Here is a 13,878-nt window from a genome sequence, read left to right on the forward strand (position 1 = left end):
GCGTTATTACCAATAGCTCACTCAGGAGATCGGCAAAGTGGCTTCGGACAATTCGGCTTTTGAAGGAACATTCAAACAAATGTTCCGCCGGCATGCCGCCGGGGTGGCCATCATCACTGCCGACCTCAACGGCAAGCCTTTCGGCTTCACCGCGACGTCTGTGGCTTCGCTGTCCGCCGAGCCGCCACGTTTCACCTTCAACATGTCCCGCAGTTCCAGCTCCTGGCCGGCCGTGGCGAATTCGACGTATATCGGACTGCACATGCTCGGCCTCGAGAACCAGGCCCTCGCAGACCGTTTCGCCCGCACCCAGGAACGGTTTGAAGGAGACCACTGGGAACCAGGCCCCTTCGATGTCCCCATCCTGAAGAACGTGGCCGGCTGGTTGATCGGCAAGATCCAGATGCGCCTGTCCTTCGAAAACAACGCGATCGTCGTGGTGGAGGTTGTCGACGGGCTTGTCGGCGAGGATGACACCCCGCTGCTGTACCACTCGGGCTCCTACGGCCAGCCGGTCCCGCTCGACTATGAGATCTAGTTAGCTGTCCAGGCAGGTCGGGCCGAGCAGTACCTTGAGGTCGCCGAAAAGCGACGGTGTGGGGTTCACGCGCAAGTGCACCGGCAGGCCCATGACCTCGACCTTGGAGTCGCCCTGCAGGTGGAGCCTGACCTCGGAGTTTCCCCGGTGCGTTGTCAGGACATCGCGAAGATCGGTGACGACGGCCTCGGTTGCCTTGTAGGTGGGCATCGTGATGACCAACGGGCCGCTGGTACCCTCGCTGAGGTCCGGAACCGAAAGCTCCATGCAGTTCAAGGTGACCGCACCGTCGTCGCGCCGCTGCAAGCGCCCCTTGACCACGACGATCAGGTCCTCCGCAAGGACCGAAGCGATGGGGCCGTAGACCTGGCCGAAGAACATGACCTCGATGGAGGCGCCAAGGTCTTCGATCTCGGCCCGCGCGTAGGCGTTGCCGCTTGCTTTGGCGATCCTGCGGCTGAGCGAGGTGATCATGCCCGCGATGGTGACGATGGCGCCGTCGTGCGGTCCGTCTTCTCCCAGGATCGAGGTGATCGACTGCTCGGCATGCTGGCTCAGCACGCCCTCAAGCCCTTGCAGGGGGTGGTCGGAGACATATAGCCCAAGCATGTCCCGCTCGAAAGCGAGCTTGTCCTTCTTCTCCCATTCCGGCAGGTCCGGGATCTCGGTACTCAAGGACGCTTGCGGCTCCTGGTCCTCGAATCCGGCGAAGAGATCGAACTGGCCGATCGCCTCATTGCGCTTGAGCGTGATGACCGAATCGATCGCTTCTTCGTGGACCATGGCCAATGCACGGCGGTGATGGCCGAGCGAGTCGAAGGCGCCGGCCTTGATGAGGGACTCGATGGTGCGCTTGTTGCAGACGACCGCCGGAACCTTCATGAGGAAGTCCTTGAAGGAGGTGTAGTTGCCTTCGCTCCCCCGGGCGGCCACCATGGCTTCCACCACGTTGACGCCGACGTTGCGGATGGCCCCCATCCCGAAGCGGATGTCTGTTCCCACAGGGGTGAAGTTGAGGCTTGACTCGTTGACGTCCGGCGGCAGGACCGTAATGCCCATGCGCCGGCATTCATTGAGATAGATGGCCGATTTGTCCTTGTCGTCGCCCACGGACGTGAGCAGGGCCGCCATGTATTCCGGAGCGTAGTGGGCCTTCAGGTACGCAGTCCAGTAGGAGATGACCCCGTATGCGGCGGAGTGGGCCTTGTTGAAGGCGTAGTCGGAGAACGGGAGCAGGATGTCCCACAAGGTCTTGACGGCATCCATGGAGTAGCCGTTGTCCTGCATGCCCTGGGAGAAGCCGGCGAACTGCTTGTCCAGTTCGGATTTCTTCTTCTTGCCCATGGCGCGCCGGAGGATATCGGCCTGGCCCAGCGAGTAGCCGGCCAGCTTCTGGGCTACGGCCATGACCTGCTCCTGGTACACGATCAGGCCATACGTTCCGCCGAGGATTTCGGATAGGGGTTCCTCGAGTTCCGGATGGATCGGGATGACCTCCTGGATCTTGTTCTTGCGGAGCGCGTAGTCGGTGTGCGCGTTGGCGCCCATGGGACCGGGCCGGTACAGCGCCAACACGGCGGAGATGTCTTCGAAGTTGTCAGGCTTCATGAGCTTGAGCAGGGACCGCATGGGCCCGCCGTCGAGCTGGAAAACGCCCAACGTGTCGCCGCGCGCCAGCAACTCGTACGACGCCGGATCGTCCAACGCCAGGTGCTCGAGATCCAGGTCGATGCCGCGGTTCATCTTGATGTTTTCCAGGGCGTCGGAAATGATCGTCAGGTTCCTCAGGCCGAGGAAGTCCATCTTGATCAGGCCAAGGCCTTCGGACGTCGGGTAGTCGAACTGGGTGATGACCTGGCCGTCCTGGATGCGGCGCATGACAGGAATGACGTCGATGATGGGGTCCGAGGACATGATGACGCCTGCGGCGTGCACACCCCACTGCCGCTTCAGCCCCTCGATGCCCAGCGCGGTCTCGAAGACCTTGGCGGCCTCCGGGTCCGTGCTGATGAGCTGGCGGAAGTCTCCCGCCTCCCCATATCGCTTGGCCTCCGGGTTCTGGATGTCCGCCAGCGGGATGTCCTTGGCCATCACCGCCGGCGGCAGGGCCTTGGTGAGCTGCTCGCCCATGCTGAACGGGTAGCCGAGCACGCGCGAGGAGTCCTTGAGCGCCTGCTTGGTCTTGATGGTGCCGTAGGTGACGATCATGGCCACGCGCTCGTCGCCGTACTTCCGGGTGACGTAGTCGATGACCTCGGAGCGGCGCCGATCATCGAAGTCGACGTCGAAGTCGGGCATGGACACGCGGTCCGGGTTGAGGAAGCGCTCGAAGATCAGACCGTGTGCCAGGGGGTCAAGGTCGGTGATGCGCATGGCATACGCCACCATGGAACCCGCACCCGAGCCACGGCCCGGACCCACCCGGATCCCGTTGTTCTTGGCCCAGTTGATGAAGTCGGCCACCACGAGGAAGTAACCGGGGAAGCCCATGGACGTGATGACGTCAAGCTCATAGTCGGCTTGCTTGCGCACCTTGTCCGGGACGCCGTCCGGGTAGCGGTAATCGAGTCCCGTGGCTACTTCCTTGACGAGCCAGGAGGTCTCGTCCTCCCCGGGAGGACAAGGGAACCGCGGCATGTAGTTCGCGCCTGTGTTGAAGGACACTTCGCAGCGCTCTGCGATCAGCAGGGTGTTGTCGCAGGCTTCAGGATGGTCACGGAAGAGCTCGCGCATCTCCTGCGGCGACTTCAGGTAGTAGCCGCTGCCGGAGAAAGCGAATCGCGAGCCGCCGTTGTCATAGGTGGGCTCAAGCAGCGTGGAGCCCGACTGGATCGCCAACAAAGCCTCGTGGGCCTTCGCGTCATGCTCATGCGTGTAGTGGAGGTCATTGGTGGCCACGAGCGGAAGCTTCAGTTCCTTCGCCAGACGCAGCAGGTCGCCAGTGACCCGCCGCTCGATGTCCAGGCCGTGGTCCATCAGTTCGCAGAAGTAGTTTTCCGCACCGAAGATGTCCCGGAATTCGGAAGCCGCAGCCAGCGCCTCCCGGTATTGCCCCAGCCGAAGGCGGGTCTGGACTTCACCGGAAGGGCAGCCGGTGGTGGCGATCAGGCCTTCGGAATAGGTGTTGAGCAACTCCCGGTCGAGGCGTGGCCATTTACCGAACACGGAGTCGAGGGAAGCAATCGAGGATGCCCGGAACAGATTGCGCATGCCGACGTTGTTGTAGCTCAACAACGTCATATGGGTGTAGGAACCACCACCGGAGACGTCATCCTTGCGCTGGCTCTCCTCGCCCCAACGGACGCGCTCCTTGTCGCCGCGCGCCGTGCCGGGGGTGACATAGGCTTCGACGCCGATGATCGGCTTGATGCCTTTGTCCGTGGCCTTCTTCCAGAAATCGAAGGCCCCGAACAAGTAACCGTGGTCCGTGGTCGCCAGCGCCGGCATCCCCAGCCGCTCGGTCTCATCGAACAGCTCGGTGAGACGGGCCGCACCATCCAGCATGGAATATTCGGTGTGGGTGTGCAGATGGACGAACGAGTCATTGCTGGAAGTCACCACGACAGTCTACCCGCCAGGGATCCCGCAGGTGGAGTGGCGCGCTGGAAGCGTGGATCGCGCTACGCGTTGCCGCTTTCAAGGAGTTCCAGGGCGTACCGCAGGTCCGCCGGATACTCGCTGGTGACTTCCACCCATTCGCCCGTCCGGGGGTGGTTGAAGCCAAGCCGCCGTGCGTGCAGCCACTGCCGGGTAAGTCCCAGGTTGGCAGCCAATCGCGGGTCGGCTCCATAGGTCAGGTCGCCCGCGCAGGGGTGCCTGAGGGCAGAAAAGTGGACCCGGATCTGGTGGGTCCTGCCCGTCTCGAGGTGAATCTCCACGAGGGTCGCCTTGCCATAGGCCTCGAGGACTTCGTAGTGCGTCACCGAGGGACGGCCGTCCTCGATCACCGCAAATCGCCAATCATGCCCAGGGTGGCGCCCGATGGGCGCGTCGATGGTGCCCTCGAGCGGGTCCGGCAGCCCCTGGACCACTGCGTGGTACACCTTGTCGACGGTGCGCTCCTTGAAGGCCCGCTTGAGTACCGTGTACGCGTGTTCGCTCTTTGCCACGATCATGACGCCGGAGGTTCCGACGTCGAGACGGTGGACGATGCCGGCACGCTCAGGCGCGCCGGACGTCGAAATCCGGTATCCCGCACCCGCGAGACCGCCAACCACGGTGGGGCCCACCCAACCCGGCGACGGGTGCGCAGCCACGCCAACAGGCTTGTCGATGACGACAAAGTCGTCATCGTCCAACAGGATATTCAGGCCTTCCACGACTTCCTCCACGACTTCCAAGGGATCCCGGCGTTCGGGAACGGTGACTTCCAACACGGAACCGGCAACGAGCTTCGCCGATTTTCCCACCGTGCCGGCGGAACCGGTCACGTTGCCCTCGGCGATCAGCAAAGCAGCCGCGGATCGGGAAATATCCATGAGTTTCGCCAAGCCCGCGTCGGCCCTGGCCCCGCCCAATTCTTCCGGCACCACGAAGTGCTCAGACATCGCCCGGAGCCTCTTCTTCCGGCGGGCCGGACGTTGCCGGCGCGGAATCGGCGGAGTCATGACGGGAACCGTCGAGTCCGATCCCCCGTATGGTCAGCAGGCAGATGATCACGACGCCGGAAACCACTGCCGAGTCGGCGATGTTGAAGATGGCAAAGTTGGGCAACTGGATGAAGTCCACCACGTGGCCCATGGCAAAGGAGGGTTCGCGGAACAGCCGATCTGTCAGGTTGCCGAGTGCGCCGCCCAGCAGCAGGCCAAGTGCCAGGGACCACCAGGCCGAGCCCAACCGGCGCACTTGGAACAGGATCACCACTGAAACGGCCGCCATCACGATGGTGAACACCCATGTGACGTTTTCACCGATGGAGAACGCGGCACCGGAGTTTCGGATGTAGTACCAATGCAGGAGCGGAGGAAGGACGGGGATCCGCTCGCCTTCGACCATGGTGCTGGTGACCCAGAGTTTGGTCAGTTGGTCGAAGGCGTAGGCGAACACGGCGAAGCCTGCAAAGACCCAAAGCAGTGCGGGACGCCACGTGTGGGCTTTGATGCGGACCGGCTCCGTGGTGCCGTCAGTTTGTTCGTCGCTCATAGTACTTTCATTCGGTAACTGTGGCTTCTGGCGCCTTAACAGGCGAAAGCCGGTGGCCGAGGAATCCCCAGCCACCGGCTTTCAGAATACTTGCTAGACCTCTGCGGCGGCTTCGCCGACCTCGGGGGCCGCAACTGAGCCGCGGGCATCCAGGTCACGCAGCTGGCCTTCGATGTAGGCCTTCAGGCGGGAGCGGTAGTCGCGCTCGAAGCCGCGGAGCTGCTCCACCTTGCGTTCGAGGACGCTGCGCTGCTGCTCGAGGGCACCGAGGATCTTGCGGGACTTGTCCTGGGCGTCGTTGACGAGGCTGGAGGCTTCGATCTGCGCCTCGGCGATGATCTTTTCCTTCTGCTGCTCGCCATCGGCCACGTGCTTGTCGTGCATCTGCTGCGCCATGGCCAGCAGGCCGGCTGCGGACTCAGCCGAAGGAGAACCAGCCGAAGGTGCGGCCGGGGCAGGAGCAGCGGCAACGGCCGGCTCCTTCTTCTTCTCGGCTTCGGCAGCCTTGGCTTCGGCTTCCGCCTTGGCCTGGGCGTCCTTGTCGGCCTTCACCGGCGCGGGCACCTTCTCGACCACGGGTGCCGATGCTGCGCTGGCCGGGACCGCGTTTCCGCCTTCGCCGAGCTTCTTGCGCAGCTCGTCGTTCTCCTGGTTCAAGCGCCTCAGCTCGACGACGATTTCGTCGAGAAAGTCGTCGACCTCGTCCTGGTCGTAGCCTTCGCGGAACTTGGTCGGCTGAAAGCGCTTGTTGACAACGTCTTCTGGCGTCAAAGCCATCTGGTCACCTCGTTGGTCTAGTTAGTCAGTAGGCCTTCCGGCCGTTCAAAACTACGGTACCTAAATATCATCTGATTCCCCCAATTCAACACCATCGTGTTGGGTCGGAGGATTTGCAGTCCACAAGCCGAAGAAATCAGATCGACGGCACATGGACTGCGGAAGAGCTACGCCAGCGAGTAGACGAATCCCATCGCGATGCTGACGACAATAAACACGATCAAAAATGCCAGGTCAAGGGATACCCCGCCAAGCTGCAGCGGCGGGATCAGCCGGCGGATCCGCTTCAGGGGCGGATCAGTCACCGAATAGACCACATGCGCGGCCACCAGCGCAGCGCCACGGGGGCGCCACTGGCGCGCAAACATCTGCACCAGATCAAAAACGAGCCTGATGATGAGGGTGACCAGGAACAGCAGCAATGCAATGTACAAAAGGCCGAAAACTATGCCCACGGGTTAGCTCAGATCTCCTAGTTCGCCACTTTTCTCGGTCAGTCCCTCTATTGCAACACAGATGCCAGGCAGATCGCTCTGCCTGGCATCCGTGATGACTTTGCTAGCTCTGGTTGAAGAACGTTGCTTGGGCTTCGCTGACCTTCTTGTCGTCGCCAAGAACTTCGACGTACGACGGCGACAACAGGAAAACCTTGCTGGTAACGCGCTCGATGCTGCCATGGAGTCCGAAGACCAGCCCGGCGGAGAAGTCAACAAGGCGCTTGGCATCTCCCTCACCCATGTCGGTGACATTCATGATCACGGGGATGCCGTCCCGGAAACTTTCGCCGATGATCTTGGCGTCGTTGTAGGAGCGGGGGTGGACGGTGGTGATCTGCCTCAGTCCGGAGGCGTCTTCGCGGCTCGATGCCGCACGCTTGATAGGTGTCACGGGTGCGCGGTATTCCTCTTCGGCGACAGGGGGGACTTCACGAACTACTTCACGTACAGGTGCAGGGGCGCGGCGCTCTTCACGATTGTGGTCGACAGACCGGTCCTCGTCCGTGTGCTGCACGTGCTGCTCAGACTCGTAGTGTTCATCGCCATCGGCGAGCCCAAGATAAACCATTGTCTTGCGCAGTGCGCCAGCCATGCTGGACTCCTATCGTGTCTGCAGTAGGCGGGCCGCCCATGACTTGACATAGCTGAAATCCCGGCCCGTCGCTTCCAATACTTTGACGCTACCCCACCCGCGGACGCGAACCGAGAATATCCGAGCCAATTCGCAGGTGTGTCGCGCCAAATTGCACGGCAGCTTCGAGGTCCTGGCTCATCCCGGCCGATATCCCCGCAGCGTCCGGATGCAGCTTCCGCAGATCCGTTGAAATGGCTGCGAGCTTCTCGAACGCCGCCTCCGGGGGCGCTCCGAGCGGCGCGACGGCCATCACGCCGGCCAGGCGCAGACCGGAAGCGGTGGCGATGGACCCGGCGAGGCGTTCGACGTCGGACGGGGCGGCGCCGCCGCGGTGGGCGCCGCCGTCGTGCTCAAGATTGACCTGGATGTAGCAATCAAGGTCCGGCCTGCCCGTCTCGGACTGTTGCCGCGCGACAGCCTTGGCCAAGGCCTCGGCGAGTTGAGGGCGGTCGATTGACTGCACGGAAAACGCGTACTTCGCCACGGACTTGGCCTTGTTGCTTTGCAGTTGACCGATGAAGTGCCAACGCACCGGGAGTCCGGCGAGCTCGGCGAACTTCGCGGATGCTTCCTGGTCCCGGTTTTCACCGACGTCCGTGACGCCAAGTGCCGCCAACCGGGCTACATCCGCCGCGGGATGGAACTTGCTGACGACTATCAGTTGCGGCTCTTCGCTTCGCCCGGCGGCGGTGGTTGCCGCGGATATCCGCCGGCGGACCACGGCTAGCCGTTCGCGCAGTTCAGCGGTCCGCGAGTCGTCCGGCCTGCTTTCCGCCGTTGGAAAAGCCTCACTCATGGGTCCACACCAAACCCGCGAAGCGGCCAGTCTGCTGACTGCGCCGGTAGGAGTAAAGCTTCGCGGTCTCCAGCGTGCACTCTCCCGAGTATTCGACCGTGACGCCGAGGGCTTTCAGCTGGGCACGCACACCGGCAGGCAGGTCCAGCGCGGGAGTGCCCCACGAGGTTGTCGACCAGGTTTCCGGGACAGCGGCAGCTACCTCGGACCGCAGCTCTTCGGGAACTTCGTAGCATTCGCCGCAGATGGAAGGTCCAACCCAGGCGCTGATGGTCGCGGCACCGCGGTCTCGCATATCCACCACGGTGGCGGAAACAATATCCGCAGCAACGCCGGGCCGCCCGGCGTGGACCACCGCAAGGACGGGGTCGGCTTCGTTGCGCACTTCGCCCAACAGGACGATGGGGACGCAGTCGGCCACCATCACCGCGAGGGGCTGCCCCCTGGACACCATGGCGTCGGCCGTCGGTCCGTCCCCGTGCGCGGAGATGAATTCGACGGCTTTCCCGTGGACCTGGTTCATGAATTGGAAACGGCGTTCGCCGAGCCCCGCTGCTGCTTCCAGCCGGGCCCGGCGCGCCATGACATCGTCAGGGTTGTCCGCCACGTGCAGTGCAAGGTTGCCCGCATCGTCATCGGAGAAGGCGACCGATATCCCCGGTCGTACTTCTTTTCGCCACCAAAACACTACTGGCTGACTCTCCTGGGTGGGTTTGAACGGACTGGCTACTTCAGGAAGTCCGGAACATCGAGGTCGTCGGTGCGGCTTCCCGAAAGGTCCGGTTCGACGACGGCCGGGAGGTCGACGTCGAAGCCCGAGTCGGCCGGCAAGGCCGACGGGCGCTGCTGGCCCCAGTTGCTCAAGCCGGAGGCCCCGACGCCGGCGGACACGTGCTGCGGCGCCGCATAGGCCGGGGCAGCCGACGGTGCGGGACGGTCCGGCGCCGCAGGGGCCTGGTGCTGGCCCGGCTGCTGGGCAGCGGACTGGTTCATTGACGGGGACGTCGCCTTGAGGTCGTCAAAACCGGCGGCGATGACCGTGACGCGTGCTTCGTCGCCCAGGGCGTCGTCGATGACGGCACCGAAAATGATGTTGGCCTCGGGGTGGGCCACTTCCTGCACGAGCCGCGCGGCCTCGTTGATTTCGAACAGACCCAAGTCGGAGCCGCCCTGGATGGAGAGCAGGACGCCGTGCGCACCGTCGATCGACGCTTCCAGGAGCGGCGAAGCGATGGCGAGCTCTGCCGCCTTGACCGCGCGGTCCTCGCCGCGGGCCGAGCCGATGCCCATCAGCGCGGAGCCCGCACCCTGCATGACCGACTTCACGTCGGCGAAGTCAAGGTTGATCAGGCCGGGAGTGGTGATGAGGTCGGTGATGCCCTGGACACCGGACAGGAGTACTTGGTCAGCGGAACGGAAAGCGTCCAGGACGGAGACGTTACGGTCGCTGATGGAGAGCAGACGGTCGTTCGGGATGACGATGAGGGTATCGACTTCGTCGCGCAGGGCGTCGATTCCGGCCTCGGCCGAACCGGCGCGCCGGCGGCCTTCGAAGGTGAAGGGCCGGGTGACGACGCCGATGGTCAGGGCACCGAGCGAGCGAGCGATCCGGGCCACAACGGGGGCGCCGCCGGTTCCGGTTCCGCCGCCTTCGCCTGCGGTGACGAACACCATGTCCGCTCCGCGGATGACCTCTTCGATCTCGTCGGCGTGGTCCTCGGCCGCCTGGCGTCCGACGTCGGGGTTGGCGCCGGCTCCCAGGCCTCGCGTGAGCTCGCGTCCGACGTCAAGCTTGACGTCCGCGTCGCTCATGAGGAGAGCCTGGGCATCGGTGTTGATGGCGATGAACTCGACGCCGCGGAGGCCGACTTCGATCATTCGGTTAACTGCATTCACGCCACCGCCGCCGATGCCGACGACCTTGATGACGGCCAAGTAATTCTGCGGTGCTGCCACGTTTCGTGCCCCTTGCTTGTGTCCTATAGCGAAACAGATCGAGTCCAACTTGAATTCTTGGACCTTAACCCTCTAGTTGAAGGTTATAGTTATGTCAAGTAACTCTTATGTGACGGTATGGGCTATGAATCCGACATTCAATGACCGCCTCCGCGTGTCGTGTGAAAGTCCGAAAAATAGCCCTGTGCGTCAGGCGAGATTACTTCGTGAAATGGCCTATTTGGTAAACGGATGCCTCGGCGTGCTGACATCGTAAACGTTCACAGGAACTTTTGGATTAACGGGAGCCTTGAGCAATGCCTCGAGGACGCGCGCCTTCAGCTCCTTCTCGTCCGCATTCCCCCAGACAACAGTCTTGCCGTCCGTCAGCTTGAGCTCGACGGCGTCCGGCGAGGTGGCCGACGCGCTGGCCATCTTCGCCAGAACATCCGCCGGCAGCGTCGCAAGTACAGCCGTGATCGCCCTGAAGAGACTCTGGTTGGCTCCCTGCCCGTCGATGAGGGGCAAGGCAACCGATGCGGGATCCGCGGTTGATCCAAGCTGGACGCCATCGACGTCAACCAGTGAATAGTTGTCACCGCTCTTGACCAGCGCCACGGGCACCCGCTCCACGACGTGGACCAAAAGTTCCGACGGCGGGCGGGCCTCCGTGCTGACGGAACGCACCTGGACGAGGGGTTTGAGCAGCGCGGCGATGTCGGCGTCGTTGATTTGCGGTAGGGGTTTCCCCTTCACCGGCTCAAGGGCCTTCTGGACGCTCCCTGCCTGGAGCAGCTTGGTGCCGTCGACAGTCACTGTGCGCACGGCGAACACCGGCGAGTAGACCGCCGCAACGATGATTCCGGCGACCAGCGCGACGACGATGGCCAACACCGTGAGCACCGTCCGCCGCCGCTTGCGTCCCTTGGGCTCCGGAAAGGCGAGCACATTGCTGTCCTTGACGCCCGCGGCTTCCGAAGGGCCTCCGGCGGGATCGTCGAGGCTGCGTTCTGCACTGACCACGCCGGGCTTGCCTGCCTGCGGCTTGAAAGTGGGTTTCCGGGTGTCAGCCACCCAACAACTCCACGATCCGGGGCCCGTAGGCCGTCACGTCGCCGGCTCCGACGGTCAGGACGATGTCGCCCTCGCCGGCCGCGGCGAGAACCGCGTCCAGTGCTTCCTGTCCGCCGGCCACGAGCCTGCCACTCTTCAGTCGGCCCGTGATCAAGGTACTCGTGACTCCGGGTATGGGATCCTCGCGGGCAGGATAGATGTCCAGCACGAGGGCCGTGTCCGCCTCGCCAAGCGCTTCCGCAAACTGCTCCGCGAATTCGCGGGTGCGCGAAAACAGGTGCGGCTGGAAAAGCACATGCACCTTGTTGCCGCCTGCCACCGAGCGGGCCGCCGCCAAGGCCGCCCGGACCTCCGTGGGGTGGTGGGCGTAGTCGTCGTAGACACGCACGCCCCTCCCCTCCCCCTTGAACTCGAATCGCCGCGAGGCTCCGGTGAAACGGCCGAGGGCGGCCGAGGCAGCTTCGGGCGCGACGCCGAGCTCGACGGCGACGGCGAACGCGGCCGCCGCATTCAAGGCGTTGTGCCGCCCGGGCACCTGGAGGTCAAGCGCGTACTCCTTTCCGTCGACAGAAACCCGGACATCGCCGGGTCCCCCGTCGTGGAGGCGGATATCGGCGTCCTTTGATGTCCCGTAGCTCAGCACCCGGGTATTGCCAGCTTCGCGGGTCCGTTCCGCGAGGGCCCGGGCACCCTCGTCGTCCGCGCAGGCAAAAAGGACCCCGTTGGCGGGCAGCAGCGCAGCGAAACTGTCGAAGGAGGCATGGACCGCCTCCGGCGTGCCGTAGTAGTCCAGGTGGTCGGCTTCGACGTTGGTGACGACGGCTATGAGGGGCCGGTAGTTCAGGAAGGAGCCGTCCGATTCGTCGGCTTCGGCAACGAAGATGTCCGAGGTGCCGTGCGCCGCGTTCACCCCGAGGGCGGGTACGTTGGCGCCGATGGCGAACGAGGGATCGAGGCCCGCTTCCTTGAGCAGGACAGCCACCATTGACGTCGTGGTGGACTTGCCATGCGTGCCGGCCACGGTCACCACCCGGTCCGTGCCCATGGTTGCGGCGAGGGCTTCCGAACGGTGCAGCACCGGCAGGCCGGCGGCCCGGGCCGCCTCCAGTTCCGGGTTGTCGGCTTTGATGGCCGAACCGGCGACGACGGTCTGTGCGTCCCCAAGGTTTTCCGCGGCGTAGCCAACTGCGATCCGTGCCCCGGCGGACCGGAGGTCATGCATGACGGGCAGGTCCTTCGCGTCCGAACCGCTCACGGGTACGCCCCGGGCCACCATGATGCGTGCGACGGCTGACATGCCCACGCCGCCGATGCCGATGAAGTGGACCCGGCCAAGGGAGCCAATGTCTGCGAGGGGCTGGGTCATTCGCTTACCGCTTCCAAGACGAGACCAGCCATCCGCTGATCAGCATTTCTGATGCCAAGTCCTTTTGCCTTGCTGGCCATGTCCTCGAGGCGGGCCTGATCCGTGAGCAAAGGAATCACCTCGGCTTTGAGCCATTCCGCGGTCAGTGCCCGGTCGTCGACCAGAAGCGCCGCCCCGGCCTTGACCAAGGCGGAGGCGTTCAGTGCCTGCTCGCCGTTTCCGATGGGCAGCGGAACGAATACCGCGGGGAGCCCGACGGCGGCAACCTCACTGACCGTTGCCGCGCCGGACCGGGCAAGGAGGACGTCCGCTGCCGCGTAGACATTCTCCATGCCGTCCACGTATTCCACCTGGTGGTAGCCGTCGGCCGCCAGGGGGGCGCCGTCGTCGTTGGTCACTGCCTTGCCCCGGCCGGTGATGTGCAGCGTCTGGATGCCGGCTTCCGCCAGAGCGGCGACCGCGCCGGCGATGGTGCGGTTGATGCTCTGGGCGCCGGAAGAACCGCCCGTCACGATGAGTGCGGGCTGTCCGGCGTCCAGGCCCAGGGACTGCCTGGCCTCCGCACGCCAGGCCTCACGGTCCAGACCGGCGATGGCCTTGCGCATGGGCATCCCCACGTGGCGGGCATGCCGCAGCCGGGTCTCGGGGAAGGCCACCCCGACATGCTTCGTGAACATGGCTCCCACCCGGTTGGCGAGCCCGGCGCGCGTGTTGGCCTCGTGGATGACGATGGGGATCCTCCGACGCCAGGCCGCGAGGTACATGGGAGTGCAGACGTAGCCGCCGACGCCGAGGAGGACGTCGGCGTGTGCGTCGTCCAGGATTCGTCCGGCTTGCTTGACCGCCGCCGCCAGCCTGCCGGGCAGTTTGAGCAGATCCGCGGAAGGCTTCCGGGGAAAGGGAACCCGATCGATCGTGGCCAACTCGTAGCCGGCGGCTGGAACGAGCCGCGTTTCCATGCCGTTGGGCGTGCCGACGGCAAGGATCCTGGCGTCCGGCCGCAGCGACGTGATCGCGTCGGCAATGGCGAGCAACGGGCTGATGTGTCCGGCGGTCCCGCCGCCGGCGAGGACCACGGAGAGGGGTTTAGGCTGGGAATCCTTGGTTTGGGAATTCATG

Annotated in this window: 13 protein-coding genes; 1 reads left to right on the top strand and 12 read right to left on the bottom strand. The window is 64.2% G+C overall.

Features of this window, described 5'->3' with window-relative positions:
• Positions 1-37: 37 nt before the first annotated feature.
• Positions 38-538: a flavin reductase family protein gene (locus tag BMF89_RS02795; RefSeq protein ID WP_078105558.1), complete on the top strand. Its 501-nt coding sequence runs from the start codon at positions 38-40 to the stop codon at positions 536-538.
• On the opposite strand, the gene dnaE is transcribed toward BMF89_RS02795, so the two are convergent.
• From dnaE to murG, 12 genes are all read right to left on the bottom strand, one after another.
• Complete coding sequence (dnaE, locus tag BMF89_RS02800; protein WP_078105582.1) at positions 539-4,096, bottom strand: DNA polymerase III subunit alpha; 3,558 nt, start codon at positions 4,094-4,096, stop codon at positions 539-541.
• Between the two features lie 62 nt (positions 4,097-4,158).
• Positions 4,159-5,085 (bottom strand): RluA family pseudouridine synthase, encoded by a 927-nt coding sequence (locus BMF89_RS02805; protein ID WP_078105559.1) that lies wholly within the window; start codon positions 5,083-5,085, stop codon positions 4,159-4,161.
• The gene (gene lspA / locus BMF89_RS02810) at positions 5,078-5,680 is read right to left on the bottom strand and encodes a signal peptidase II (protein ID WP_078105560.1); all 603 of its coding nucleotides are present in this window, start codon (positions 5,678-5,680) and stop codon (positions 5,078-5,080) included. The genes BMF89_RS02805 and lspA overlap by 8 nt, the downstream gene beginning before the upstream one ends.
• A gap of 93 nt (positions 5,681-5,773) precedes the next feature.
• Complete coding sequence (locus BMF89_RS02815; RefSeq protein ID WP_078105561.1) at positions 5,774-6,457, bottom strand: DivIVA domain-containing protein; 684 nt, start codon at positions 6,455-6,457, stop codon at positions 5,774-5,776.
• 167 nt (positions 6,458-6,624) lie between these two features.
• Positions 6,625-6,912 (bottom strand): YggT family protein, encoded by a 288-nt coding sequence (locus BMF89_RS02820; RefSeq protein WP_078105562.1) that lies wholly within the window; start codon positions 6,910-6,912, stop codon positions 6,625-6,627.
• A 103-nt stretch (positions 6,913-7,015) separates the two neighbouring features.
• A complete protein-coding gene (sepF, locus tag BMF89_RS02825) occupies positions 7,016-7,546 on the bottom strand; it encodes a cell division protein SepF (RefSeq protein ID WP_078105563.1) in 531 nt (176 codons plus the stop codon).
• A gap of 88 nt (positions 7,547-7,634) precedes the next feature.
• A complete protein-coding gene (locus BMF89_RS02830) occupies positions 7,635-8,384 on the bottom strand; it encodes a YggS family pyridoxal phosphate-dependent enzyme (protein ID WP_078105564.1) in 750 nt (249 codons plus the stop codon).
• Positions 8,377-9,072 carry a polyphenol oxidase family protein gene (locus BMF89_RS02835; protein ID WP_078105565.1) on the bottom strand — a complete coding sequence of 232 codons (696 nt, stop codon included), beginning with the start codon at positions 9,070-9,072 and terminating at the stop codon, positions 8,377-8,379. The genes BMF89_RS02830 and BMF89_RS02835 overlap by 8 nt, the downstream gene beginning before the upstream one ends.
• Positions 9,073-9,110: 38 nt before the next feature.
• Positions 9,111-10,340 carry a cell division protein FtsZ gene (gene ftsZ, locus BMF89_RS02840; protein WP_078105566.1) on the bottom strand — a complete coding sequence of 410 codons (1,230 nt, stop codon included), beginning with the start codon at positions 10,338-10,340 and terminating at the stop codon, positions 9,111-9,113.
• A gap of 216 nt (positions 10,341-10,556) precedes the next feature.
• On the bottom strand, positions 10,557-11,393 hold the full coding sequence (locus BMF89_RS02845; protein ID WP_078105567.1) for a cell division protein FtsQ/DivIB: 837 nt from the start codon (positions 11,391-11,393) through the stop codon (positions 10,557-10,559).
• Positions 11,386-12,759: a UDP-N-acetylmuramate--L-alanine ligase gene (murC, locus tag BMF89_RS02850; RefSeq protein ID WP_078105568.1), complete on the bottom strand. Its 1,374-nt coding sequence runs from the start codon at positions 12,757-12,759 to the stop codon at positions 11,386-11,388. The genes BMF89_RS02845 and murC overlap by 8 nt, the downstream gene beginning before the upstream one ends.
• Positions 12,756-13,877 (bottom strand): undecaprenyldiphospho-muramoylpentapeptide beta-N-acetylglucosaminyltransferase, encoded by a 1,122-nt coding sequence (murG, locus tag BMF89_RS02855; RefSeq protein ID WP_078105569.1) that lies wholly within the window; start codon positions 13,875-13,877, stop codon positions 12,756-12,758. Before murG ends, murC begins: the two co-directional genes overlap by 4 nt.
• Position 13,878 lies beyond the last annotated feature (1 nt).

Origin of the sequence: Arthrobacter sp. SRS-W-1-2016, from assembly GCF_002009585.1 — a bacterium.
Classification (GTDB): domain Bacteria; phylum Actinomycetota; class Actinomycetes; order Actinomycetales; family Micrococcaceae; genus Arthrobacter; species Arthrobacter bambusae_A.

Excerpts from the sequence above, each read along its gene's own strand:
- BMF89_RS02805 (WP_078105559.1), bottom strand. The coding sequence starts at position 5,085 with ATGTCTGAGCACTTCGTGGTGCCGGAAGAATTGGGCGGGGCCAGGGCC.
- lspA (WP_078105560.1), bottom strand. The coding sequence starts at position 5,680 with ATGAGCGACGAACAAACTGACGGCACCACGGAGCCGGTCCGCATCAAA.
- murC (WP_078105568.1), bottom strand. The coding sequence starts at position 12,759 with ATGACCCAGCCCCTCGCAGACATTGGCTCCCTTGGCCGGGTCCACTTC.
- BMF89_RS02815 (WP_078105561.1), bottom strand. The coding sequence starts at position 6,457 with ATGGCTTTGACGCCAGAAGACGTTGTCAACAAGCGCTTTCAGCCGACC.
- BMF89_RS02830 (WP_078105564.1), bottom strand. The coding sequence starts at position 8,384 with ATGAGTGAGGCTTTTCCAACGGCGGAAAGCAGGCCGGACGACTCGCGG.
- sepF (WP_078105563.1), bottom strand. The coding sequence starts at position 7,546 with ATGGCTGGCGCACTGCGCAAGACAATGGTTTATCTTGGGCTCGCCGAT.
- murG (WP_078105569.1), bottom strand. The coding sequence starts at position 13,877 with ATGAATTCCCAAACCAAGGATTCCCAGCCTAAACCCCTCTCCGTGGTC.